Here is a 24,509-nt window from a genome sequence, read left to right on the forward strand (position 1 = left end):
GCGCTAAAGCTCCCGGCGTGCGGCTCTAGACTCGCCCCGGTGACCACTCCCACTCCCCCCGACGACGCGCTGATCTGCTCGGCGCGGGGGTGTCGCGCGCCCGCCGTGTGGGAGCTGCGCTGGAACAATCCCCGCCTGCACCCGCCCGAGCGGCGCAAGACGTGGCTGGCCTGTCCCGCGCACCGCGCGTCGCTGGGCGACTTCCTCGACGCGCGCGGCTTCCTCCGCGAGGTCGAACCGGTGCCGGGATCGCCTACGCTCGAATCGTGAGCGAGCGCAGCGGACCACCCGGTGAACGGTGACGACCTCGCCGGCCGGCCGCCGGCACCGACCGGCCCCCTGGAGCCCTGGCCGGACACCGTCCGGTGGCAGCCGATCTCCCGCGACCTGATCTGGGTGGAGCTGATCCGCCTCGGCATCGGTCTCGCCGTGGCACTGGTGGCGCTCGGCGTGGCCTGGGCGGTCTCCGGCCACTGGCTGTTCGGCGCCGCTCTGGGCGTGGCGCTGCTGCTGGCCGCCTGGCGGACGGTCACCATCGTCCGCGCGGTGCGCGCCTGGGGCTACGCCGAGCGCGCCGACGACCTGCTGGTCCGGCACGGCCTGCTGGTGCGGCGGCTGTCCATCGTGCCGTACTCGCGGATGCAGTTCGTCGACGTGAGCGCCGGGCCGCTGGAACGCGCCTTCGACCTGGCCACCGTGCAGCTGCACACCGCCGCGGCGGCGAGCGACGCCCGCGTGCCGGGCCTGCGCCCGGCCGAGGCGTCCCGGCTGCGGGACCGGCTCACCGCGCTCGGCGAGGACCGGGCGGAGGGGCTGTGAGCGAGGGCCCGGCCGAGCCGGAGCCCGGCGGCCCGCCGCCGCACCAGCCCGCCGCCGCACCGCCGCCCGCCGCCGCCGAGCCGCCCCGCAACGGCCAGCCGTGGCCACCGCAATCGGGGTACGCCCACCCACCCGCGCCACCGCCCGGGTACGGCCCACCCGCACCACCGCCCGGGTACGGCCCACCCGCGCCGCCGCCCGGATACGGACCGCCCCCGCCGCCGTCCGGCTACGGGCACCCCGCCGCGCCTGGTTACGGCCATCCGCCGCCGCCCGGGTACGGCCCGCCCGCGCCGCCCTGGGCCGGGCCGGGTCATCCCGCTCCCGCCGGACCTGGCCCCTGGTGGCCGGCCGGGGCGGGCGGTCCGGGAGGGCCCCCGCCGAGCGGGGAGGAGCCGCGGCAGCGGCTGCATCCGCTGAGCCCGGCGCTGCACGGCGCGAAGTCGCTGGTGGTGGTGATCGCCGGGCTCTCCTGGTCGACGCTGTCGCGGGTCGGCTTCGGCTGGTTCGCCGTGCTCGTCGCGATCTTCGTCCTGGGCGCCACCGTGCTGTCGGTGATCAGCTGGTGGAACACCGGCTACCACGTGGTGGGGCGCGAGCTGCGGGTGCACGAGGGGCTGCTTTGGCGGCGTACCCGGGCCATCCCGCTGGAGCGCCTGCAGGCCGTGGAGGTGGTCCGGCCGCTGCTCGCGCAGCTCACCGGGCTGGCCGAGCTGCGGCTGGAGGTCGTCGGCGGGGGCAAGACCGAGGCGCCGCTGGCGTACCTGAGCGTGGCCGAGGCGACCGCGCTGCGGCAGCGGCTGCTCGCCGTGGCCGGCCGGGCCCCGGAGGCCGCACCGCCCGTCGCCGCCCCCGGGATGCCGGCCCCGCCCGCCCCGGCGCCGGGCCGCCTGCTGCACGGCGTTCGCAACCGGGACCTGCTGGTCAGCCAGCTGCTCACCCCGCAGGCGTTCCTGCTCCCGTTCGGCCTGGCCTTCGTGGTGGCGCAGTTCGTCTCCGAGGGGTCCTGGTCGTTCATCGCGGTGGCCAGCACGCTGACGGCCATGGCCGGCGTGGTGCTGCAACCGGTCCGCCGGGTGCTCGACGACTGGAGCTTCCGGCTCGACCGCGACGGCGACACGCTGCGGGTACGCAACGGGCTGCTGGAGACCCGGGTGCAGACCGTGCCGCTGCACCGGGTGCAGACGGTCGGCGTGACCTGGCCGCTGCTCTGGCGGATGAGGGGCTGGCTGCGGCTGCGGCTGGAGGTGGCCGGCTACTCGGGCGCCGAGCCGGACGACCGGAACCGCCCGGACCGGCTACTGCCCGTCGGGGACGCGCACACCGGCGAGCTGGTCGTGGCGGAGGTGCTTCCCGGCGTCCGGCTGGCGGCGCTGCCCGCCACGCTGCCGCCGCGACGGGCCCGCTGGCTGCGCCCGCTGAGCCGGGCGAGGGTCGGCGCCGGCCTCGACGAGCAGGTCTTCGTGGCCCGCTCCGGGCTGCTGACCCGCCGGTTGACGCTGGTCCCGTACGCCCGGATCCAGAGCGTGCGGGTGACCCAGGGCCCGGCGCAGCGACGGCTGCGGCTCGCCACCGTGCACGCGGACACCGCCGGTGGCTCGGGCGCGGCGGCCCTGCACCGGGATCTCGCCGAGGCGTGGGAGCTGGCGGCGGAGCTGACCGCACGGGCGCACGGCGCCCGCCGGACCGACCGGGGACGCGCGGGCTGAGCCGCCCGACCGGTCAGCGCTCCGCCGGGACGGTGGCCGGGTCGGTGGCAGGCGTGGGGGCGGCCGTGGGCGTGGCCGCGTCGGCGACAGCGGCGTCGGCCGCCCGGGCCGGCTCGGCGGCGGGGGTCGCCTCCGCGGCCGGGGTGACCGCGGCGCGGCGGGCCCGGTGGGCCGCCCACCAGCGCTCGGCCAGCCCCACCACGAGGAACGTCAGCCCCACGTACGCCCAGCCGACCAGCACGTCGATCAGGTAGTGCTCGCCGCTGTAGATCAGCGTGAAGGTCATGGCCAGCGGGTACGCCAGCAGCAGCGGCCACCAGCGCTTCCGCGTCGCGCGCAGGAAGAACAGGACCACGAACAGGGCGAACGCGGTGTGCAGCGAGGGCATGGCGGCCACCGGGTTGGAGGCGATCTGCCCGGCGTTGAGCAGGTTGCCCGCGCCGTGCATGCCGATCTCCTTCCACCCGCGGGTGGAGATCCGGGCGACGTCGCCGATCAGCCCGTTCTGGGCGGCCCACCACGGCGGGGCGGCCGGGTAGAGGAAGTAGGTGGCCAGCCCGGCCGCGCAGAGGAAGCCCCACCGCCGCATGTACGCGCCCCAGCGCGCGCGGTCGCGCAGCCAGAGCACCGCGGCGGCGGCGAGCGTCGCCACGAAGTGCGAGAAGTAGATCCAGCTCACCAGCACGTCCCACCAGTGCACCTGGTCGGGCCGGTAGAGGTGCTGCTGGAGCCAGATGGTGGGCACCTCGCCGCCGGTGGCCCAGCCGGTCAGGAAGCGGTCCGCGACGACCAGCTCCATGGCGTGCGGCGTCGCGCCGTTGTCGGCGAACCCCCGGGACAGGTTGTACGCGGCCAGCAGCAGCACCACGGGGATCCAGTCCCGGGCGAAGCGCAGGTGGCTGCGCCACGGGCGGGACGAGTGCCAGGCGATGGTGCCCGCCCAGATCCAGAGGAACGCGTACGCCGGGTCGGTCGGCAGGCCGATGGCGAGCCAGGCGGCCACGAAGCCGATGCCCCAGATGGTCATCGCCACCACGCGACGGCGCCCGCCGTCGGGGGACGCGGTCGGTCCGGCGGGGGCGGGGGGCGGGGGATCAGTCAGCACGGCCATCGCGGACAAGGTTAACGGCGCGCGACGGGACCGCCGACGCCGACCGCCGACGCCGGGCCGATCGCCCCCTCCGAGGGCCGCCGGCGGGGCGGTCCGGACGCCGCCCGGGCCCGGGGCCGCTGCACTACGGCCTGTTTCATAACTCGGTGGAGTTGTGAGACAGCGCCCTTCTCGGGCGTCCGCGCCTCGCCCGGGGTGGGGTGGGTGCGGTTCCTGCGTCATCGGGGCCGGTTTCGCCCGCGCGTGTGCGCGGGCCAGGGCCTTCCCCTCGGCCGGCGTTGGTGACCGGGCCCCCTGCGGGGAGGTCCCGGACCTGGGCGTGGTGCTGCTCGGCCCAGATGGCGAGGTTGACTGCGGCGTTGTGGTCCCGATCGGCCTGATATCCGCATATCTGGCAGGTGAACGTGCGTTGGTGCAGAGGCATCGCGGGGGCCACGGTTCGGCATGCCGAACAGGTCTTGGTCGACGGGTACCAGCGGTCGACCAGGGCCAGTTGGCCGCCGCGCCATTGCTGCTTGTAGGCCAGTTGGCGGGCCAGTTCGCCCCATGCCGCGTCGGCGACCGCCGAGGCCAGGCGCCGGTTGCTGAGCATGCCGGTGATGGTGAGGGTCTCGATGGCGAGCCGGTCGTGGGTATTGACCAGCTGGTTGCAGACCTGGTGCAGGAAACGGCGCCGGATCGCGGCCACCCGGGCGTGGTGGCGGCCCAGCCGGGCCGCGGCCTTGGCGCGGTTGTGGGAGCCGCGCTGTTTGCGTGTGACCTTCCGGGACAGGCGGCGCTGGCGCGCCATCGCGGCCCGGGCGGGCCGTGGCCAGCCGTCGACCCGCAGGACCTGCGTGCCGTCGGCGCGCGCTGCGGCGACGAACGTCGACAGGCCCCGGTCGACACCCACCCACCCTGCGCTGCTGGTGTTCGGCGGGTGGCGGCGGGCGTCGTGCAGGTCGGCGGCTTCGCAGGTCAGTGACACTGCCCACCGGCCGGCCCGGTGGCTGACCGTCGCGGACACGACCTTCGCTCGCCCCTTGGCCAGCATGCGCCGCAGCCGGCGGGTGTCCTGCCGTACCGCTAGGGCGCCGATGCCGGGCAGGGTCACGGTACGCGGCGCGTGCTCACCGACCCGGATACCCGCCCGGCCCGCGGCGGAGGTCCTGCTGCGGATGCGAAACGACAACGGTGCGCGTTTCTTGGACTTGAACCTCGGAAAACCGACCCGCCGACCCCGCCGGTGGCCGGTGCGCGATGCCGTGTACGCGGACAGGCCCCGGCCGAGATCAACCGCGGCTTCTTCAAAAACCTGCTGACATACCTCACCCCGCCACGCCAGACCGGTCACCTGCACCGTGACGGTCCCGTCACCCGCAGCGACCATCACACGGCCCGCGTCACCCGAGCGTTTCCACCCGTTGAACGCGTTGATCAGGTCGAAGCCCGACCACGGCACCTTGCCGACCGTCCCACCACGCTTGCGGTCCAAAGCGTCCTTGACCAGCCGCAGGCACTGGTTGTAGCCGAACCGGGCCGCACCCGCATGCCGACGCAACACAACCTCCTGCTCGGCGGTCGGGCTCAGACAGAACCTGAACGTGTGAAACGGGCCACGGCCGCACACCATGCCACCAACCCCCGACAAACAGCCCACCACCTGCACAAAACCAGAAACCCCACCGGCCGACCCACAACCCATGACTCACAACGCCCAGTACCAGCCGCTCACTTATGGACCACGCCGTAGGCTCGGCGCATGCAGGAGCAGCCGGAGTCCCCCTTCGCCCCGGGCCTGACCGCCCGGGTCGAGCTGACCGTCACCGACACGGACACCGCGCAGGCGGTGGGCTCGGGCGACGTGCCGGTGCTCGGCACGCCCCGGGTGCTCGCGCTGGCCGAGGCGGCCACCGTGGCGGCGACCGCGACCCGGCTGCCGTCCGGGTCGACGACGGTCGGGACCCGCATCGAGCTGGAGCACCGGGCGGCCACGCCGGTCGGCCGGACGGTCGCCGCGCGGGCGGAGCTGGTCAAGGTCGACGGCCGGCGGCTGACCTTCGAGGTGGTCGTGACCGACGGGAACGAGGTCGTGGCGACCGGCCGGGTCGAGCGGGCGCTGGTCGACCGGCAGCGCTTCGTCGAGCGTGCCGTGCGGGCGTCATGACCGCCCGGTTCGTCGAGATCGCCGACCGCGTGCACGTGCTGCGCGACCCGCTGCTGCACGTCAACGTCACGCTGGTGGTGGGCGACGGCGCGGCGCTGCTGGTGGACACCCTCTCCACCGCGGGGCAGGCCCGGGAGCTGGCCGAGGCGGCCCGGGCGGTCACCCCGCACCCGTGGACGATCGTGAACACCCACCACCACTTCGACCACTGCTTCGGCAACGCCACGCTGGCCGCCGACCCGCCCCGCCCGGTCTACGCGCACGCCCAGGCCGCGGCGGTGCTCCGCGACCACCCCGACGAGCTGCGGCGGGCCGCGGCCGACGAGATGCGCGCGGAGCAGCCGGAGCTGGCGGCCGAGCTGGCCCGCACGGAGCTGCTGGCCCCGACCCACCCGGTGCAGGGCGAGGCGGTGCTGGACATCGGCGGCCGGCGGGTGGTGCTGCACCACCCCGGGCACGGGCACACCGACGCCGACCTGGTGGTGCACGTGCCGGACGCGGACGTGCTGGTCGCCGGCGACCTGGTGGAGCAGAGCGGGCCGCCGGCCTTCGAGGAGTCGTACCCGGTGCAGTGGCCGGACGCGGTGGCCGCGCTGCTCCGGCTGACCACGCCGGCCACGGTGGTGGTGCCGGGGCACGGCGACCCGGTCGACGTGGCGTTCGTCCAGGCCCAGCACGCCGAGCTCGCCCGGCAGGCCTGGCTGATCCGGGCCGGTCACACCGGCAGCGCCCCGCCCGAGCGGGTGGCCGCCGAGTCGCCGTTCGGCGCCCGCCCGGGTCTCATCGCGGCCCGACGCGGTTACGCCGAGCTCGACGGCGCCGCCTGACCGCCCGCGACGCGGTCAGGGGCGGGCGCGCAGGGCGGCGAGCAGGGCGTCGAGGTGCGGGGCGGCGGCGAGGATCGCCTCGCGGGCCGGTGGGTCGAGGGTGGCCAGGGCCTCCGTGAGCAGCGCGCTGCGGTGGGCCGCGTAGTCGTCCATCCGGGTGCGGGCGGCGTCGGTGAGGGTGAGCCGCGCCACCCGGCGATCGTCCGGGTCGCGGTCGCGCGCGAGCAGCCCGACGTCGGTGAGCTCGCGGACCAGGGTGCTGACCGTGTTCGGCGCCGTGCCCAGCCGGCGTGCGACCTCCTTGCCGCTGATCCCCGGCTCGGCGCGGACCAGGTGCAGCAGTTCGACCTGAGCCTCGGGCAGGGAGTCCCGGTTGGCCCGGACGACGACCTTGCGGCGCAGCAGTCGGTGCAGTTCCCCCACGACGGCGCCGAACCGCGCAACGGGCTCCTCACTCGTCACGGAGTCACCTGCTTCACATCGCAATAGTTCTGAGTACAGAGCTAAGGTTACCCGGAGATCACCGACCTCAGGGGGAACCTCGTGAACCAGACCGTGCGGACCGCCGCGCGCCCGACCGCCCACCCGGCCGCGGCCGGCGGTGGCGCGACGCTGCTGGTGCTGCTCGGCACGCTCACCGCGATCGGCCCGCTCTCGCTGGACATGTACCTCCCGGCGTTCCCCGCGATGACCCGCGACCTCGGCGCCGACCAGGCCGGCATCCAACTCTCGCTGACCACCTGCCTCATCGGCCTGGCCGTCGGCCAGTTCGTCACCGGCCCGCTCAGCGACCGGTGGGGGCGGCGGCGTCCGGTGCTGATCGGCGTGGTCGCGTACACCCTGCTCGCGCTCGCCTGCGCGGCGGCGCCGAGCGCGCCGATGCTGGCCGCCGCGCGGTTCGCCCAGGGCCTGGCCGGGGGCATGGGGGTGGTGGTCGCCCGGGCCGTGGTCCGCGACCTCTACTCCGGCCGGGCGGCCGCGAAGTACTTCTCCCGGCTCACCCTGGTCTTCGGCGTCGCGCCGGTGGCCGCGCCGAGCGTGGGCAGCCTGGTGCTGCGGTTCGGCGACTGGCGCGCGGTCTTCCTCACCCTGGCCGGCATCGGGCTGCTGCAGTCCGTGGCGGTCGCCCTGCGCCTGCCCGAGACGCTGCCGGCGGAGCGCCGCAGCACGGGCGGCCTGGTCGCCACCGCCCGGACCATGCGGTCGCTGGTCGCCGACCGGGTCTACCTCGGGTACGCGCTGACCCAGGGCTTCGCCTTCGCCGGGCTGTTCGCGTACATCTCCGGGTCGTCGTTCGTGTTCCAGGACGTCTTCGGCGTCTCCGCGGCGGCGTTCAGCCTGATCTTCGGGCTCAACGCGCTCGCCCTGGTGGCGACCGGGCAGGCCAACGCGCGTCTGCTCGACCGGTTCCACCCGCGCCGGCTGCTGGCCACCGCGCTCGTGGTCGGCATGGTGGCGGCGGCCGGCGTGCTCACCGGGGCGCTGGCCGGCAGCCTCGCCGTGGTTGCGGTGGCGCTGTTCGCCTTCGTCGGCTCGCTGGGCATGGTGACGCCGAACAGCACGGCGCTGGCGCTCGACGCGCACGCCCGGCACGCCGGCACCGCCGCCGCGCTGATGGGCGCCGTCCAGTCGGTGGTCGGCGCGGTGGCCGCGCCGCTGGTCGGCCTCGGCGGCGAGGGCAGCGCCGTACCGATGGCCGCCGTGCTGGCGGCCGCCGCCGCCCTGTCGCTGACGGCCGTGCTCACCCTGGCCCGGCCGCGCTGACCGGTCAGCGGAATCGCTCGGCCACCGCCTCCCGCGTGGGCATGGCGGTGGCCCCGCCGGGCGACTCGCAGACCAGGCCGGCCACCCGCAGGGCGAAGGCCACCCGGTCGCGCCAGCCCGCCGGGTCCACCGGCTCGCCGGTGTGCAGCAGGTCGGCGATCAGGGCGCCCATCACCGAGTCGCCCGCGCCGGTGGCGTCGACGGCGTCGACCTTCGGCGCGGGGACGCGTACCACGTCCTCGGCGGCGGCGACCAGCGCGCCGTCCGCGCCGAGGGTGACCACCACGGTCGCGGCGCCCAGTTCCCGCAGGTACGCGGCGACGCCCTCGACCGGCTCGCGCGGGTAGAGGTGGCGCGCGTCGGCGGCGCTCAGCTTGACGAGGTGGGCGCTCGCGGCGAACTCGGCGACCAGCGCGCGCAGGCCGTCCAGCGCGCCGGGGCCGGTGAGCAGGCTCGGCCGCACGTTCGGGTCGAACACCCGCAGCGCGCCGGCCATCGCCCAGGCCCGGCGGGCGGCGGCCAGCACCGGCGGGTCGAGCAGCACGATCGAGCCGCAGTAGAGCACCTGCGCGCCCTCGACCAGGGCCACGTCCAGGTCGTCGGCGGTCAGCAGGGCGTACGACCGGGGCTCGCCGTAGAAGCGGAAGTCCGGTTCCGCGCCGGAGAAGGTGGCGACCGCCAGCGCCGTCGGCGCCGGCACGGTGACCGCCCCGTCCAGCCCCACGCCCGCAGCTCCCAGGAAGCCGCGGATGCGCGTGGCCAGCGCGTCGTCGCCGAGCGACCCGACGAACTGGACGTCACCGCCGAGCCGGGCCACCGCCACGGCGACGTTCAGCGGCCCGCCGCCGATCGCCTGCCGGTAGACGGGTTCCCCGTCGTGCACGGCGTCGAGCAGGTCGACCAGTGCCTCGCCGAGCACCACCGCGTACCCCATCCTGGCTCCCTCCGTCCGTCGTACCCCTGATCCTGGCGCATGGCGGGTCCCGGCGCGACGAGACCGCCCGCATCGACGAGCGGCTATTGCGCGGGATACCTGGACGTGATGGGATTGCGCGTGCCGGGAGGGCGCGGGGGCTGCCGCGCCGCCGGGTCGAGCCGACGCGAGGGCACTCAACCGGTCCGTGGCACGGACCGCAGGCGGTGCGCGTCCCCCGACGGCCCCGGCCGCACTCCGGCCGCCGGGCGTGGCACCGCGATCGTCGCATCCGCTCGTCGCAGCGGGGCGGGCCGCCGCGGTCGCGCCCCGCGAGTCAGGAGATCCCGTGCACCGATCCCGTACGGCCGCGCTGCTCGTCGCGGCCGCCACCCTGGCCCTGGGCGCGCTCGCCCTGGTCACCGGCCCCGACCCGGCCGCCGCACACGGCGCGGCGATGACGCCGGGCGCCCGGACCTACCTGTGCTGGAAGGACGGTCTCACCGCGACCGGGGAGATCCGGCCGAACAACCCCGCCTGCTCGGCGGCGGTCGCCCAGAGCGGCACCAACTCGCTCTACAACTGGTTCAGCGTGCTGCGCTCCGACGCGGGCGGCCGGACCGTCGGGTTCATTCCCGACGGCAAGCTGTGCAGCGGCGGCAACCCGAACTTCAGCGGCTACGACCTGGCCCGCACCGACTGGCCGGTCACCCACCTGACGGCCGGGCGGTCGATGGAGTTCCGCTACAGCAACTGGGCCCACCACCCGGGCACCTTCTACTTCTACGTGACCAAGGACAGCTGGAGCCCGACCCGGCCGCTGGCCTGGAGCGACCTGGAGGAGCAGCCGTTCCTCCAGGTGACCAACCCGCCGCAGCGCGGCTCGGTGGGCACCAACGACGGGCACTACTACTTCACCGGCTCGCTGCCGTCGAACAAGAGCGGCCGGCACATCATCTACTCCCGCTGGGTCCGCTCGGACAGCCAGGAGAACTTCTTCGGCTGCTCGGACGTGACCTTCGACGGCGGCAACGGCGAGGTGACCGGGATCGGCTCGGGCGGGACGCCCTCGCCGAACCCCACCACGCCGACGCCGGGCCCGACCAGCCCGACCCCCACCCCGACCCCGACCTCGCCGAGCCCGACGCCGACCATGCCGTCGGGCACGTGCATGGCGGTCTACAAGGTGGTCAGCGCCTGGCAGGGCGGCTTCCAGGGCGAGGTCATGATCATGAACCACAGCACCCGGACGTACGCCGGCTGGACGGCGAACTGGACCTGGCCGAGCGGCCAGAGCATCACCCAGCTGTGGAACGGCACGGTGAGCACCAGCGGGGCGGCGGTGACCGTCACCAACGCCGCCTACAACGGGAGCGTCCCACCGGAGGGCACCACGACGTTCGGCTTCACGGCGAACGCCTCCGGCACCAACACCCTGCCCACGGTCACCTGCACCGGCCGGTGACGTCGAACTGAGAAGGGCCCCCGGGACGTGTCCCGGGGGCCCTTGTCGCGTCCGTTCGCGTTCAGCGGACCATGCTGCCGACCACCGGCTTGGTGAGCAGGGCGGACTGGTTGCGCTGGATGCCCGGGTCGAGGGTCTTCGCCACGAAGATGGCGTGCCAGATGCAGAAGATCAGCACGGTCCACACCTTGCGGGAGTGGTCCGCCTCCTCCCGCTTGTGCTCCTCCAGCAGCCGCATCGCGTACGACAGGTCGATGAGGTCGCCCGCGCCGGAGGTGGCCAGCACGTGCCGGGCCCACTCGTACATCTCGCCGCGCAGCCAGACCCGGGTCGGGGTCGGGAAGCCCAGCTTCTTGCGGTTGACGATGGCCGGCGGCACCACGCCCTGCAACGCCTGGCGCATCGCGTACTTGGTGGCCTCCGAGCGCGGCGGCAGCTTCAGATCGACCGGGATGCCCGCCGCGACGTTGAACACCTCGCGGTCGAGGAACGGCACCCGGACCTCCAGCGAGTGCGCCATCGAGATCCGGTCGGCCTTGACCAGGATGTCGCCGCGCAGCCACGTGTAGAGGTCGACGTACTGCATCTTGGTGACGTCGTCCAGCTCGGTCGCCTCGGCGTAGATGGGCGCCGTGACGTCGGTGTAGCGCACCGAGGGGTCGTAGCGGCGCAGCAGGTGCTGCTTCTCCTCCTCGGTGAACATCCGCGCGTTGCCGTAGTAGCGCTCCTCGATGGGGGTGGTGCCCCGCTCCAGGAAGCTCTTGCCCTTCACGCCCTGCGGGATGGCCTTGGAGACCGCCCGCAGGCCCTTCTGCACGCCGCCGGGCAGGCTGTTGACCGCGTTGAGCGACAGCGGCTCCCGGTAGATCGTGTAGCCGCCGAAGAACTCGTCGGCGCCCTCGCCGGAGAGCACCACGGTGACGTGCTCGGCGGCCTTCTTCGCCACGAAGTAGAGCGGCACGAGGGCCGGGTCGGCCACCGGGTCGTCCAGGTGCCAGACGATCTTCGGCAGCGCCTCGATCATGTCCTGCGGCCCGATCTTGGTCGGGATGGTGGTCACGTCGAGGTGCCGGGCCGAGTCCTGGGCCACGTCGATCTCGGAGTAGCCGGGCACGTCGTAACCGACGGTGAAGGTCAGGATGTTCGGGTTGAACTCCCGGGCCAGGGCCACCACGGCGGTGGAGTCGATGCCGCTGGAGAGGAACGAGCCGACCGGCACGTCCGAGCGCATGTGCATCCGGACGCTCTCCCGCAGCGTCTCCCGGATCTCGTGGTAGAGCTTCTGCTCGTCGGAGACCGGGGCGGGCCGGAACACCGGCCGGTACCAGCGGCGCACCTCGATCCGGCCGCCCGGCGTCCAGGTCAGGTACTCCCCCGACCCGATCCGGTTGATGCCGCGGTGCAGCGTGCCCGGCTCCGGCACGTACTGGAGGGTCAGGTAGTGGCTCAGGTTGGCCGGGTCGATGCCCGCGTCGCCCTGGTAGGCCGAGTGCGCGAACGGCAGCAGGGCCTTCTTCTCGGAGGCCAGGTAGAGCCCGTCCTGGGTCTCCAGGTAGTGCAGCGGCTTGATGCCGAAGTAGTCCCGGGCGCCGAAGGCCCGCCGCTCCTGCCGGTCCCAGATCACGAAGGCGAACATGCCACGCAGCTTGGTGAGCACCTGCTCACCCCAGTAGTGGTAGCCGGCGACGATCACCTCGCCGTCGCCGTTGGTGGCGAACTGGGCGCCGTAGTCGCGGATCAGCTCGTCGCGCAGCTCGATGTAGTTGTAGATCTCGCCGTTGAAGGTGAGCAGGTAGCGGCCGCCCGCGTAGGGCAGCGGCTCGTGGCTGAGCGCCACGTCGATGATCGCCAGCCGCTTGTGCGCGAACACCCCGTCCGCGTACCGGCCGGAGGCGTCGCCGACCACCTCGACCCCGGTCTCGTCGGGGCCGCGGTGGTGCAGGCACTCCAGTGCTCCGGCGATGTGGTCGCGGTGAGCGGCGGCGTCACCGCGCGCGCTGAAGAAGGCCAGGAGTCCGCACATGGTCATCATCTTCCCACGCGCCGGAAGCCGCCGTCGCGGCACCGCAGGCACTCCCCGTTCTCCCGCGCGCGGTACCGTCTGCGTCAGCGACGAGGCGCAAGGAGGCGGATCATGGCCGAGGAGCGGGCACAGCAGCAGGGCAAGCCGGCGGACGGCACCGAATCGCACGACCCGGACTTCCCGGAGGCGTTCCTGGCCTTCATGCGGCAGGGCTGGCGCGACACGGAGCTGCCGGTCGGCCCCCGGCCGGAGGTGCCCAACCACGCCAAGCGGCGGGCCGCGCTGGCCGAGGCGTTCCCGGGCGAGACGCTGGTCATCCCCACCGGCACCGAGAAGGTCCGCGCCAACGACACCGACCACCGGTTCCGGCCGGGCAGCGACTTCGCGTACCTGACCGGCGACCTGGAACCGGACAGCGTGCTCGTGCTCCGGCCGGGCGGCGAGGCCACCCTGTTCATGCGGCCCCGGTCGTCCCGGGCGACCGACGAGTTCTTCCGCAGCCGCCACGGCGAGCTGTGGGTGGGCCGGCGGCCGACGCTGAAGGAGAAGTCGACCGAGCTGGGCCTGCCCACCGCCGACCTGACCGAGCTGGACGCGGCGCTGGCCGAGCTGGCGCCGGGCCGCACGCGGGTGCTGCGCGGCTTCGACGCCCGGGTGGACGCCGCGATCCGGCCGTACGACGGCGCCCGCGCCGAGGGGCAGCCGGGCCGTGACCGCGAGCTGGCCATCGCGATCTCCGAGCTGAAGCTGGTCAAGGACGAGTGGGAGATCGCCCAGCTCCAGGAGGCGTGCGACGCCACCGTCCGGGGCTTCGAGGACGTGGCCCGCGCGCTCCCGGCCGACCGGGGGGTCTCCGAGCGGCTGCTGGAGGGCGTCTTCGCGCTGCGCGCCCGGCACGACGGCAACGACGTCGGCTACGGCTCGATCGTCGGCGCCGGCGAGCACGCCACGATCCTGCACTGGGTGCACAACCACGGCGCCACCCGCCCGGGCGAGCTGCTGCTCATGGACATGGGCGTGGAGAACCGCAACCTCTACACCGCCGACGTCACCCGGGTGCTCCCGGTCGACGGCCGGTTCACCCCGCTCCAGCGCCAGGTCTACGACGCCGTCTACGCCGCCCAGCAGGCCGGCATCGACGTCATCAAGCCGGGCGTGGCGTTCCGCGAGGTCCACCTGACCGCCATGCGGGTGCTCGCCGAGGCGCTGAAGGACCTCGGCCTGCTGCCGGTGAGCGTCGACGAGGCGATGGACCCGGCGTCGACGGTCTACCGCCGCTGGACGCTGCACGGGACCAGCCACATGCTCGGCATCGACGTGCACGACTGCGCCAACGCCCGCAAGGAGACCTACCGGGACGGGCCGCTCGGCGAGGGCTACGTGCTCACCGTCGAGCCGGGGCTCTACTTCCAGCCGGAGGACGAGCTCGTCCCCGAGGAGCTGCGCGGCATCGGCGTGCGGATCGAGGACGACATCCTGGTCACCGCCGACGGCCCGGTGAACCTGTCGGCCGGCCTGCCGCGCCGCTCCGACGAGGTGGAGACCTGGCTGGCCGAGCAGCGCGAGGCAGGCCCCCGCCTGCCCGGCTGACCGACAGACACGACCACCGGCGGGCCCGCCGCCGGCGTCTGCGAGGTTCCTCGCGGTAACGACGCCGGTGCCGGGCCCGTCGTCGTCTGCGCTGCTCGCGCCCGCTTGGTGGCACCCGGCCCCCGCTGGGCCGTCGGGCAGGATGTGAGTCAAATGCGCGATTTCTTCAGATCCGTCCGCGTCGCGAGGATCCTTCTCATACGGTGGCGATCAGAGGCTGCAACCGATTTGTAGCTGGTCGCTCGACCTGGGGCGGTGCGACCCCTTTAGGTAGACCGAAAGGGCGGAAGGCTCTGATGTCCAACGACGTAACGAAAAGCGACGGCGGGGCTCCGATGTCCCCGTCGGGAGGCAGGCGGCGGGCCCTCCTTGTCGCCACCGGCGTGGCCGGCCTGACCGGCGTCGTCGGGCTGGCGGCGCTCGGCGGCCTCGCGGCCCGGGACAACGACAAGTCCGGCGCGCCGGAACGGGTGGCCGAGAACCGCGTGGCCGCGCCGCAGAAAGCCTCCGACGGCGACAAGGGCGCCCGCGAGGACGACAAGAACAAGGACAAGGACAAGGACGCCCGGGACCGTGGCGAGTGGGACGCGGACGGGGCGGACCACGGGAAGGTCCGGGAGGTGCCGTGTGACGACGACGACCTGGTCGAGGCGCTCGATCTGGCGAACCGGGATCACGGCGGCACGCTGAAGCTGGCCGAGAACTGCACGTACGAGCTGGACCGCAAGGACCGCAAGTTCGGCGCGGCGCTGCCGGAGATCAAGCAGGACATCACGATCAAGGGCAACGGCTCGACGATCAAGCGGGACTCCGAGGACACCTTCCGGATCTTCCGGGTGGTCGACGGTGGTGAGCTGACCCTGAAGGACCTCACGGTCAAGGGCGGCAACGCCACCGCCTTCAAGTACGGCGGCGGACCGCAGGTCCCCGGCGGGCCGGTCGCCATGGGGGCGCCGGGTGCGCCGGTCGGCCAGGACTCGGGCTCGCAGGGTTCGGGGTCGTGGGACAACGGCAAGGACAAGGACAAGGACAAGCAGGGCGAGGGTGACGGTGGCGCCCTGCTGGTCGAGCGGGGCGGCAGCGCCAACCTGTTCAAGGTGAAGCTGACCGACAACAACGCCGAGGAGAACGGCGGCGCCATCGCCAACTTCGGCCGCGTCCGCCTCGAGGACAGCAAGGTCACCGACAACCACGCCCGCGAGGACGGCGGCGGCATCTTCAACGAGGGCGTGCTCAAGGTCAAGGACTCCCACGTCGACGACAACACCGCCGGCGGCAACGGCGGCGGCATCGCCAACGGCAAGGGCAAGAAGGACGACCACGACAAGAACGGCTACGGCAACAGCAGCTACGGCAACAGCAGCTACGGCAAGGACGGCCACGACAAGGACCGCAAGGACCGCGACGAGGCCGGCACCGTCGAGATCACCGGCTCCGACCACGGCAAGGACAGCACCAAGAGCACCATCGAGAACAACAAGGCCGGCAAGAACGGCGGTGGTCTGTTCAGCTCCGGCGGCACCGTCACGATCACCCTCACCGTGATCAAGAGCAACACCGCCTGCGACAGTGGCGGCGGCATCTACGCGGTCGACACCGACCTCAAGCTCGACAGGGTCATCGTCGCCAAGAACCACGCCGACAAGGACGGCGGCGGCATCGTCAACACCGGCGGCAAGGACAAGAAGAAGGACTGGTCCTCCAACGGCGGCGACAACAAGGAGCGCGACAACAAGGAGTCGGACGCCACCGCCACCATCTCCGACAGCACCATCGTCGAGAACACCGCCAACCGCTTCGGCGGCGGCATCTTCAACGGCGACACCGACGTCAAGGTCGAGGACGGCTTCAAGGACGACCACGAGCACGGCGAGGACGACAACGCCACCCTCACCCTGCGCGACACCGAAATCAAGAAGAACACCGCCCTCAACGGCGGCGGCATCTTCAACAACAAGGGCAAGGTCACCCTGACCAACACCCACGTCACCAAGAACACCGCCACCGACACCGCCAAGCTCCACCGCGTCGCCGGCGGCGTCCTCAACAACGAGGGCAAGGTCAAGCTCGACGACAAGTCCACCATCACCAACAACGACCCCACCAACTGCGCCAACACCGTCGAGGACTGCTTCGACTGAAGAACCACCACATAACCCGGGGAGTCCCTTTCCGCCGCGCCACGGCGGGGAGGGACTCCCCTGCCCCCCGCGTCACCACCGGGTGGTTCGTCGTGCTCCCGTCCGGTACGGGCCCTCCGTAGCGTCCGGTGGCCTTACGCCTTCGCCGAACCCCCTTCGCCGACCGGATGCCGTCCCGCGCCTGCGGTCCCCTCTGGGACCCGCCGCCCGGCCCACCCCGTTTGCGGGTTTTTTTCGTATATGGGCGCGAGGTGAAGAACCTTCTCATACGTTGGTCTTCAGCAGCTACAACCGATTTGTAGCGGAGGCCGCCTCGCTGTGGCGAAGCGACCTTGTCGGGTACAAGGAGAGGGCAGAGAGCTCCGATGTCCAACTACCTTCGCAATAACGATGACGCCTCCCGTGAGACGACCTCCCCGCTCCGGCGCCGCCGGCTGTGGCTCGCCACCGGCGTCGTGGGCCTGACCGGAGCGGTCAGCCTCGCGGGCGTGGCCTACGCGACCACCGGGGTCACGGGCCCCCACCGGCTCGCCGACGTGAAGTGGTCGACCGCCCAGCTCACCAGCGACGACGAGGGTTCGGAGGCCCGGGACGACGAGCACGGCCGGGACGGCAAGGACAAGGACAAGGACAAGGACGCCCGGGACCGTGGCGAGTGGGACGCGGACGGGGCGGACCACGGGAAGGTCCGGGAGGTGCCGTGTGACGACGACGACCTGGTCGAGGCGCTCGATCTGGCGAACCGGGATCACGGCGGCACGCTGAAGCTGGCCGAGAACTGCACGTACGAGCTGGACCGCAAGGACCGCAAGTTCGGCGCGGCGCTGCCGGAGATCAAGCAGGACATCACGATCAAGGGCAACGGCTCGACGATCAAGCGGGACTCCGAGGACACCTTCCGGATCTTCCGGGTGGTCGACGGTGGTGAGCTGACCCTGAAGGACCTCACGGTCAAGGGCGGCAACGCCACCGCCTTCAAGTACGGCGGCGGCGGACCCCAGGTCCCCGGCGGGCCGCAGGGCCCCTCCGCGCCGAGCAACGGCGCTCCGGGTGGCGCTCCGGGCAACGGCGCGCCGATGGCGCCCGCCGCCCAGACCGCGCCGGCCGCTGCGGCCGCCCCGGCCGTCATGGGCGCCCCGGCCGGCACCGCGGTGCAGGCCGCGCCGGTCGCGCAGGGCGCCCCGGTGGCCCAGGGTGCGCCCGTGGCCCAGGGTGGGCCGGTGGCGGTGGATTCCGGTCCGCAGGGTTCGGGGTCGTGGGACGGCGACAAGGACAAGGACAAGGACAAGCGGGGCGAGGGTGACGGTGGCGCCCTGCTGGTCGAGCGGGGCGGCAGCGCCAACCTGATCAAGGTGAAGCTGACCGACAACAACGCCGAGGAGAACGGCGGCGCCATCGCCAACTTCGGCCGCGTCCGCCTCGAGGACAGCAAGGTCACCGACAACCACGCCCGCGAAGACGGCGGCGGCATCTTCAACCGCGGCGTCCTCAAGGTCGAGGAATCCCACATCGACAACAACACCGCCGGCGGCAATGGCGGCGGCATCGCCAACGGCAAGGGCGACAACACCAAGCACGACCAGTACGGCCCGAACAGCATCGAGAACCCCTACGACAAGAACAAGGACGAGCACGACGAGGGCACCGTCGAAATCGTCGGCTCCGACCACGGCAAGGACGCCGTCAAGAGCACCCTGTCGGACAACCGCGCCGGCAAGAACGGCGGCGGCCTGTTCAGCTCCGGCGGCTTCGTCACCATCAGCTTCACCGCCATCACCGGCAACACCGCCTGCGAGAACGGCGGCGGCATCTACGCCGAGAACACCGTCCTCAAGCTCGACCACGTCCTCGTCGCCAAGAACCACGCCGACGGCAACGGCGGCGGCATCGTCAACACCGGCGGCAAGCACTGGGGCTACTCCAACGACAAGGAAGACGCCACCGCCACCATCTCCGACAGCACCATCGTCGACAACACCGCCAACCGCTTCGGCGGCGGCATCTTCAACGGCGAGTGGCTCGTCAAGGTCGAAGACGGCTTCACCGAGCACAACGGCAGGGACAAGGACGACAACGCGACCCTGACCCTGCGCGACACCGAAATCAAGAAGAACACCGCCCTCAACGGCGGCGGCATCTTCAACAACAAGGGCAAGGTCACCCTGACCAACACCCACGTCACCAAGAACACCGCCACCGACACCGCCAAGCTCCACCGCGTCGCCGGCGGCGTCCTCAACAACGAGGGCAAGGTCAAGCTCGACGACAAGTCCACCATCACCAACAACGACCCCACCAACTGCGCCAACACCGTCGAAGACTGCTTCAACTGAGCAACGGTCGACGTACGGCTCGACGCAAAGGTCCGGCCCCCTGCCACTTCGTGGCAGGGGGCCGGACCGCGTTCGGTGTCAGCTCTGGACGAAGACCGCCACGCTGCGGGCCGGCACGGTGAACGTGCCGCCGGCCCGGTCGAAGGACGCCGTCCGGAGCACCGGGTCAGCGGAGTTCCTCAGCACCGGGTGCAGCGCCACGTTCGCCCCGCGCAGGCCGGGAACGGTCTGCTTCGCGGTCTCCGGGGTGCCGTTGAAGACCACGGTGACGGACTTCCACTTCCCGTCGAGCCCGCGGGCGTCGAGGGTCATGGTGATCACGCCCGGGGTCTCCCGGTCGCCGGAGAGCGGGAAGGCGACCCGCTTCTGCACCTGGTCGGCGGTGGTCAGACCGAAGACCGGAGAGGAACGCCGGATGGTGAGCAGCTCCGCGTACCGGGCGTCGGCCAGGTCGATGGCGGCGCAGTCCGGCACCAGCTTCGGGTCGGCCAGCAGCGGCTTCGCGTACGGCCACTTGTCCTTGTTGTCCTGCTCGGGTGGCAGGCCGGCGCCGAAGCCGTTGCCCTGGGCGCAGTCCCAGCGAATCTGGTTGAACCAGTCACCGGAGTTGAACGAGTTGCGGTCCAGCGACTTGGAGCGCAGCCGCTCCGAGCCGGCCGTCACGAACCCGGTCCCCTGACCCATCACCACGGTGCTCAGGGCGAGCACCTGCATCCGCGCCCGGTCCTGCGCCGAGGTCCCCTGCGGCAGCTTGTACGCCAGCGCGTCGTACAGGATCTCGTTGTCGTGCGCGTCGACGTAGGTGACCGCCTCGCCCGGGGCCGCCGTGTAACCGGCCGGCGAGCCGTTGTAGTCCACCTGCGCGCCGGTGACTGGCCGGCCGGACGAGTCGGTGAACCGGTAGCCGCGCAGGTTGCCGGTCAGCCCCACCTTGATGAGGTCCTGCTGGTGCAGCAGCCGCGCCTTCTGCTCGGTGGCCGACCCGTTGACGTCGTCCCCGTTCGGGTCGGTGAGGAGCCCGGACGCGAAGCCCTGGATCCGCGGGTTGCCGTCGAACGGGCCGCCACCGCGCACCGCGTCGCGGAGCCGGTCGTTGAAGGTGCCGATGCCGGTGCCGGCCATGTTGGCCTGGGTGGCCTGCACGAACCGGGCGTCGTTGGCCACCTCGCCGAAGTTCCAGCCCTCGCCGTAGAGCAGGATCTTCTTCCCGTCCACGCCGTCGCGGGCCGGGGTCAGCTGGTCCAGGGCGGCGCGGACGGCCAGGATGTTCGCCTTCGGGTGGTGGCCCATGAGGTCGAACCGGAACCCGTCCACCTTGTACGCCTTGGCCCAGGTGACCAGGGAGTCCACGACGAGCTTGCCCATCATGGCGTGTTCCGGGGCGGTGTTGGCGCAGCAGGTCGAGTTGGCGACGGTGCCGTCCTCCAGCAGCCGCTGGTAGTAGCCGGGCACGACCTGGTCGAGCACCGACTTCGGGTCGGTGCCGGCGGCCGAGGTGTGGTTGTAGACGACGTCCATCACCACACGCAGGCCGGCCTGGTTGATCCCGGCGACCATCTGCCGGAACTCGGTGGTCCGCTTCGCCCCGGCCGGGTCGACCGCGTAACCGCCCTCCGGCACGGTGTAGTGCAGCGGGTCGTACCCCCAGTTGTAGCCGTCCTTGTCGGCGACCGCCGCGACGCACTTCTGCTGCTCGTCGGAGTCGGGTGGCAGGGCGGCCAGGTCGCAGGCGGGCTGGGCCTGGTCGGCCCGCTTTTCGGGAATGGTCGCGAAGTCGAACGCCGGCAGCAGGTGCAGGTAGTTGACCCCGGCGTCGCCGAGCGCCTTCAGGTGCGTCATCCCGGCCGTGCCCGGGTCGGTGAAGGCGAGGTAGGTGCCCCGCCGCTCGGCCGGCACGGTGGTGTCGGCGATGGAGAAGTCGCGGACCGACAGCTCCTGGATCTGCGCCTTCGCCGAGGGCACGGCCGCCGGCTTGCGCAGGTTCGCCCAGCCGGCCGGGGCCAGCGCCGGGTCGGCCAGGTCGACGATCTGGCTGTGCGTCGAGTCCGGCGCGAGGGCCACCGAGTACGGGTCGGTCACCGCGGCGGTGACCACCTTCTGCGCCGCCGGCTGCCAGGCCTCGACCTGGTACCGGTAGTACTTACCGGTCCAGCCCTTCGTGCCGCGCACCGACCAGACGCCGGTGCGGTCGTCGCGGCTCATCGACACCGTCCTCGGCTCGGCCGCCGGCGCGTCGAAGAGCTGGAGCGACACCTTCCGGGCGGTCGGCGCCCAGACGGCCAGGGTGGGCACCTTGCCGGCGAACGTGGGGCCGAGCTTCGCGCCGGTCGCGGCCCGGTAGACGTCGTCGAGCACGCCGGGGATCTGCACCCCGGTGGCCCCGAGCAGGTGGCCCTCGGCGTCCCGCTCGGTCACCACGAGCTGGCCGCGCAGCGCCGCGGGCACCTTGGCCAGGTCGGCGCGGTCCAGCGTGAAGGCGCGATAGGCCCAGAGCTGGGGGTACGCCTGCCGCTGGGCCTCGGTCAGCCCGTTGCGCGCCGCCCGCAGCGGCAGTGTGGTGTACGTCCCGGTCAGCTCGCCGTCGGCGATGCCGATCCCGCCGGCCGGGGCGGCCACCAGGGCGTACCGCTTGCCGTCGGTCGGCCCGGTCTGCCAGGCCACGGTGGACCGGTCGATCCACTGCGCCTTCTGCTTGGTGATGTCGAGGTCCTTGGCGACGCCGGACGAGGTGGGCGGCAGCAGCCGGCCCTTGACCCCGGCCAGCAGCCAGATCTCGTGCCCGGCGGTGGCGAAGTCGAGCCGCTGGTCGTCGGGCTGGTCCTTCTGGTCGCCGTTGTGCACGATGTAGTTCAGCCCCGTGGCCCCGGCCGCGAGCGGCACCCGGAAGACCGCGCCGTACGCGTCGATCTTCTCGGGCTTCAGCGGGTTGCCCCAGTCGGTCGGGTTGGCGGCGCCGTCCCACAGGTGCAGGCCCCAGCCGTCGTAGTTCCCGTCGGCCTTGCGCCAGTGGATGACCGCGGTGTTCTGGTCGACCGGCTGGTCGGGCTCGCCGGTGGCAGCCTGCCGGGTCGGGTAGAGGGCCGGGTCGCCCTGCTTGACCCACACCTCGCCGGTCTGCGTCACGTCGATGCTGCGGTCGTTCGCGACGTCCTTGTTGCCGTCCTTGTCGACCACGAGGAACCCGACGGACTTCGCGCCGGGCTTCAGCTTGACCCAGGCGAACCGGCCGAAGGAGTCCTCACCCGCGAACGGCTGCCCCTTGGGCCACTCGGTCTGGTACGCCGGGTCGATGTCGCCCCAGGTGTAGAGGCCCCAGTCGGCGTACCCCCCGGCGGGGCGCTGGTAGTGCACGACCGCCCAGTCCCGGGACACGCTCTGGGCCGGGGTGCCGACCACACCGGTGGTCCGCGCGGCGGCCACCCGGCCCCTGCCGTCACGGACCACGGCCTTGTACTCGACCTTCGTCCCGCCGGCCAGGCCGGTCAGGTCGTGGTGGACGGTGTACGGGGCCTTGTGCGCGCTGCCCAGGAGGGTCCACTTGCCGCCGGGGACCCGGGCCGCGAAGGTGACGGTCGCGAGGGGGTCGCCGGTGACCTGCGCGGTGACCGTGGCCTTCGTCGCGACCGGCGCGTCACCGGGCTCGGTGAGGGTGATCGCCGGGGCCGCCCCGGCCTGCGGGATGGCCCGGTCGGCCTTGAGCACCACGGCCGACATGGCCGGCACGGTCACGCCGAGCTTGCCGTCGGCGCCGGCGGTCGCGGTGGCGGCGCCGCCGTAGACGCCCGCGAAGGTGGCGCCGGCCGACCAGGTGTCCACGGTGACAGTCTGCGCCGTGGCGGCGTTGTTCACCGCGACGACGTACTCGGTGCGCTCCGTCGGCAGGACGCGGGAGAAGGCGAAGACGCCCGGCCCGTCGGCCGCGTACCGGGTGACCTGGATGCCGTCCCGCAGCGCGGGGTGGGCCTGTCGCAGTTTGCCCAGTTCCGCGATGGTCCGGTAGAGCGGGTGGGTGGTGTCGTACTGGTCGCTGGCGTGGGTGCGGGTGGTGCCGATGAGGTCGTCGTCGAGGTAGTCCGCCGTCTTGCTGGCGAACATGTCCTGCCGGGCGTCCTTGTCCCCGCCGGGACCGGTGAAGCCCTGCTCGTCGCCGGAGTAGACCACCGGCTGGCCGCGGGTGAGGAACATGAGCTGGTGGGCGAGCTGGTCGCGCCGGAGCTGGCTGGCGTCGTCGCCCCCGGCGGCCGCGATGAACGAGCCGATCCGGCCCATGTCGTGGTTGCCGAGGAAGGTGGTCAGCCGGTTGGCGTCGGTGTCGCGCGCGGCGTAGAGGTCGTCCTTGGCGTACAGGTCCGCCAGCGCCCGGGCCGAGCCGTCCGCGGCGGCGTAGCCCCGGGCGGCCTCCTGGAAGGAGAAGTCGAGGGTGGCGGGCAGGCCGCCCTGCCGCACGTAGGTCGACTCGATCTCCTGGTCGGCGCTGTAGACCTCGCCGAACATGAAGAAGTCCGGCTTGCCGGCCTTGGCCGCGGCCGCCTCGATGCCGCGGGTGAACTGCGGCCAGAAGTCGAGGTTGGTGTGTTTGACCGTGTCGAGGCGGAAGCCGTCGACGCCGGCCTTGCCGATCCACTGTGCGTAGATGTCGGTCATGCCGCGGACCACCTCGGGACGCTCGGTCCAGAGGTCGTCGAGGCCGAAGAAGTCGCCGTACTCGCTGTTCTCACCGGCGAAGGTGGAGTCGCCCCGGTTGTGGTACATGGTCGGGTCGTTCAGCCAGGCCGGCACCTTCACCTTCGCGTCGGCCGGGGTGGCGAAGGCCGGGGTGTACGGGAACGACGTGCCGTCCACCCGCGGGAACGCCCGGGTGCCGTCGGCGTAGTTGCGATCCTCGAAGGCGCGCCCCTGGTCGTCGGTGTAGGGGGACGTCTTCTTGTCGACGTAGCCGTACTTGTCCTCGGCGTACCGGATGACGTCCGCGGTGTGGTTGACGATGATGTCCAGGTAGACCTTGATGCCCCGCTGGTGGGCCAGGCCGACGAGCTTCGTCAGCTCCGCGTTGGTGCCGAAGTGCGGGTCGACCTGCGTGAAGTCGGTGATCCAGTAGCCGTGGTAGCCGGCGGAGACGTCCGCGCCGGTGCCCTGCACGGGCCGGTTCTTGAAGATCGGGGCGAGCCAGATGGCCGTGGTGCCGAGGCCCTGGATGTAGTCCATCCGGTCGATGACGCCTTTGAGGTCACCGCCGTGGTAGAAGCCCTTGTCCGCGGGGTCCAGGCCGGTACTGAGCCGGTCGCCGGTCAGCCCGCCGGTGTCGTTGCGCTTGTCGCCGTTGGCGAAGCGGTCCGGCAGGACGAAGTAGAACTGCTCGGCCTTCGCGCTGGTGGTGCCGGCCTTGAGCAGCGTCTCGGCGGACGGCTCCCGGCCCCACTGCGCGGCGCCCGCGGCGGCCAGCACGTCGGGGGTGGCGGACCGGTCACTGCCGTCGGCCCCCAGCTGGTGGAGGGCCACCGGCACGCCGACGAGGGTGAGCACGAGGGAGGTGGCCAAGGCGGCGAGGGCCTTGAGGGATATCGGCGGGGGTTTCATCGACGGCCTTTCTCTGGTCGCTGATTCGCCCGCACGCTAGCCCCCGCCGAAACATTCTGCAATACCTTGCAAACCAAGTCGCAACAAAGCA

Annotated in this window: 16 protein-coding genes; 10 read left to right on the top strand and 6 right to left on the bottom strand. The window is 72.5% G+C overall.

Features of this window, described 5'->3' with window-relative positions; genetic code table 11:
• Window positions 1–39 precede the first annotated feature (39 nt).
• The 3 genes from GCE86_RS15560 (at window position 40) to GCE86_RS15570 (ending at window position 2,528) form a co-directional block, all read left to right on the top strand.
• Complete coding sequence (locus GCE86_RS15560) at window positions 40–270, top strand: hypothetical protein (RefSeq protein ID WP_154227645.1); 231 nt, start codon at window positions 40–42, stop codon at window positions 268–270.
• A gap of 21 nt (window positions 271–291) precedes the next feature.
• Window positions 292–819, top strand: coding sequence for a PH domain-containing protein (locus tag GCE86_RS15565; RefSeq protein WP_154227646.1), 528 nt, complete (start codon window positions 292–294; stop codon window positions 817–819).
• Between the two features lie 407 nt (window positions 820–1,226).
• A complete protein-coding gene (locus GCE86_RS15570) occupies window positions 1,227–2,528 on the top strand; it encodes a PH domain-containing protein (RefSeq protein WP_154230520.1) in 1,302 nt (433 codons plus the stop codon).
• Window positions 2,529–2,541: 13 nt separating this feature from the next.
• Here the strand turns inward: GCE86_RS15570 and GCE86_RS15575 are convergent, their stop codons facing one another.
• Window positions 2,542–3,639 (bottom strand): phosphatase PAP2 family protein, encoded by a 1,098-nt coding sequence (locus GCE86_RS15575; protein WP_154227647.1) that lies wholly within the window; start codon window positions 3,637–3,639, stop codon window positions 2,542–2,544.
• A gap of 136 nt (window positions 3,640–3,775) precedes the next feature.
• Window positions 3,776–5,287 carry an RNA-guided endonuclease InsQ/TnpB family protein gene (locus GCE86_RS15580; protein WP_163636719.1) on the bottom strand — a complete coding sequence of 504 codons (1,512 nt, stop codon included), beginning with the start codon at window positions 5,285–5,287 and terminating at the stop codon, window positions 3,776–3,778.
• A gap of 93 nt (window positions 5,288–5,380) precedes the next feature.
• Between GCE86_RS15580 and GCE86_RS15585 the strand changes: the two genes are divergently transcribed.
• On the top strand, window positions 5,381–5,785 hold the full coding sequence (locus GCE86_RS15585; protein ID WP_154227649.1) for a thioesterase family protein: 405 nt from the start codon (window positions 5,381–5,383) through the stop codon (window positions 5,783–5,785).
• Window positions 5,782–6,612 (top strand): MBL fold metallo-hydrolase, encoded by an 831-nt coding sequence (locus GCE86_RS15590; protein WP_154227650.1) that lies wholly within the window; start codon window positions 5,782–5,784, stop codon window positions 6,610–6,612. Before GCE86_RS15585 ends, GCE86_RS15590 begins: the two co-directional genes overlap by 4 nt.
• Before the next feature lie 15 nt (window positions 6,613–6,627).
• Here GCE86_RS15590 and GCE86_RS15595 read toward each other — a convergent pair whose 3' ends face one another.
• Window positions 6,628–7,074, bottom strand: coding sequence for a MarR family winged helix-turn-helix transcriptional regulator (locus GCE86_RS15595; protein ID WP_154227651.1), 447 nt, complete (start codon window positions 7,072–7,074; stop codon window positions 6,628–6,630).
• Between the two features lie 81 nt (window positions 7,075–7,155).
• Between GCE86_RS15595 and GCE86_RS15600 the strand changes: the two genes are divergently transcribed.
• On the top strand, window positions 7,156–8,376 hold the full coding sequence (locus GCE86_RS15600; RefSeq protein WP_154227652.1) for a multidrug effflux MFS transporter: 1,221 nt from the start codon (window positions 7,156–7,158) through the stop codon (window positions 8,374–8,376).
• A gap of 4 nt (window positions 8,377–8,380) precedes the next feature.
• On the opposite strand, the gene GCE86_RS15605 is transcribed toward GCE86_RS15600, so the two are convergent.
• Complete coding sequence (locus GCE86_RS15605; RefSeq protein WP_154227653.1) at window positions 8,381–9,310, bottom strand: carbohydrate kinase family protein; 930 nt, start codon at window positions 9,308–9,310, stop codon at window positions 8,381–8,383.
• A 328-nt stretch (window positions 9,311–9,638) separates the two neighbouring features.
• Here GCE86_RS15605 and GCE86_RS15610 point away from each other — a divergent pair, with 328 nt between their 5' ends.
• Window positions 9,639–10,754, top strand: a complete 1,116-nt coding sequence (locus GCE86_RS15610; protein ID WP_154227654.1) for a lytic polysaccharide monooxygenase auxiliary activity family 9 protein — start codon at window positions 9,639–9,641, stop codon at window positions 10,752–10,754.
• A 61-nt stretch (window positions 10,755–10,815) separates the two neighbouring features.
• On the opposite strand, the gene asnB is transcribed toward GCE86_RS15610, so the two are convergent.
• Window positions 10,816–12,777 carry an asparagine synthase (glutamine-hydrolyzing) gene (gene asnB / locus GCE86_RS15615; protein WP_154227655.1) on the bottom strand — a complete coding sequence of 654 codons (1,962 nt, stop codon included), beginning with the start codon at window positions 12,775–12,777 and terminating at the stop codon, window positions 10,816–10,818.
• Window positions 12,778–12,888: 111 nt separating this feature from the next.
• On the opposite strand from asnB, the gene GCE86_RS15620 reads away from it, so the two are divergent.
• The 3 genes from GCE86_RS15620 to GCE86_RS15630 all read left to right on the top strand — a co-directional run bounded on the left by GCE86_RS15620 (window position 12,889) and on the right by GCE86_RS15630 (window position 18,841).
• On the top strand, window positions 12,889–14,367 hold the full coding sequence (locus GCE86_RS15620; RefSeq protein WP_154227656.1) for an aminopeptidase P family protein: 1,479 nt from the start codon (window positions 12,889–12,891) through the stop codon (window positions 14,365–14,367).
• A 335-nt stretch (window positions 14,368–14,702) separates the two neighbouring features.
• On the top strand, window positions 14,703–16,508 hold the full coding sequence (locus tag GCE86_RS15625) for a hypothetical protein (RefSeq protein WP_244316993.1): 1,806 nt from the start codon (window positions 14,703–14,705) through the stop codon (window positions 16,506–16,508).
• A 365-nt stretch (window positions 16,509–16,873) separates the two neighbouring features.
• Window positions 16,874–18,841: a hypothetical protein gene (locus tag GCE86_RS15630; RefSeq protein WP_154227658.1), complete on the top strand. Its 1,968-nt coding sequence runs from the start codon at window positions 16,874–16,876 to the stop codon at window positions 18,839–18,841.
• Between the two features lie 78 nt (window positions 18,842–18,919).
• Here GCE86_RS15630 and pulA read toward each other — a convergent pair whose 3' ends face one another.
• Window positions 18,920–24,418 carry a pullulanase-type alpha-1,6-glucosidase gene (pulA, locus tag GCE86_RS15635; RefSeq protein ID WP_154227659.1) on the bottom strand — a complete coding sequence of 1,833 codons (5,499 nt, stop codon included), beginning with the start codon at window positions 24,416–24,418 and terminating at the stop codon, window positions 18,920–18,922.
• Between the last annotated feature and the right edge of the window lie 91 nt (window positions 24,419–24,509).

Source organism: Micromonospora terminaliae (assembly GCF_009671205.1).
Lineage (GTDB): Bacteria > Actinomycetota > Actinomycetes > Mycobacteriales > Micromonosporaceae > Micromonospora > Micromonospora terminaliae.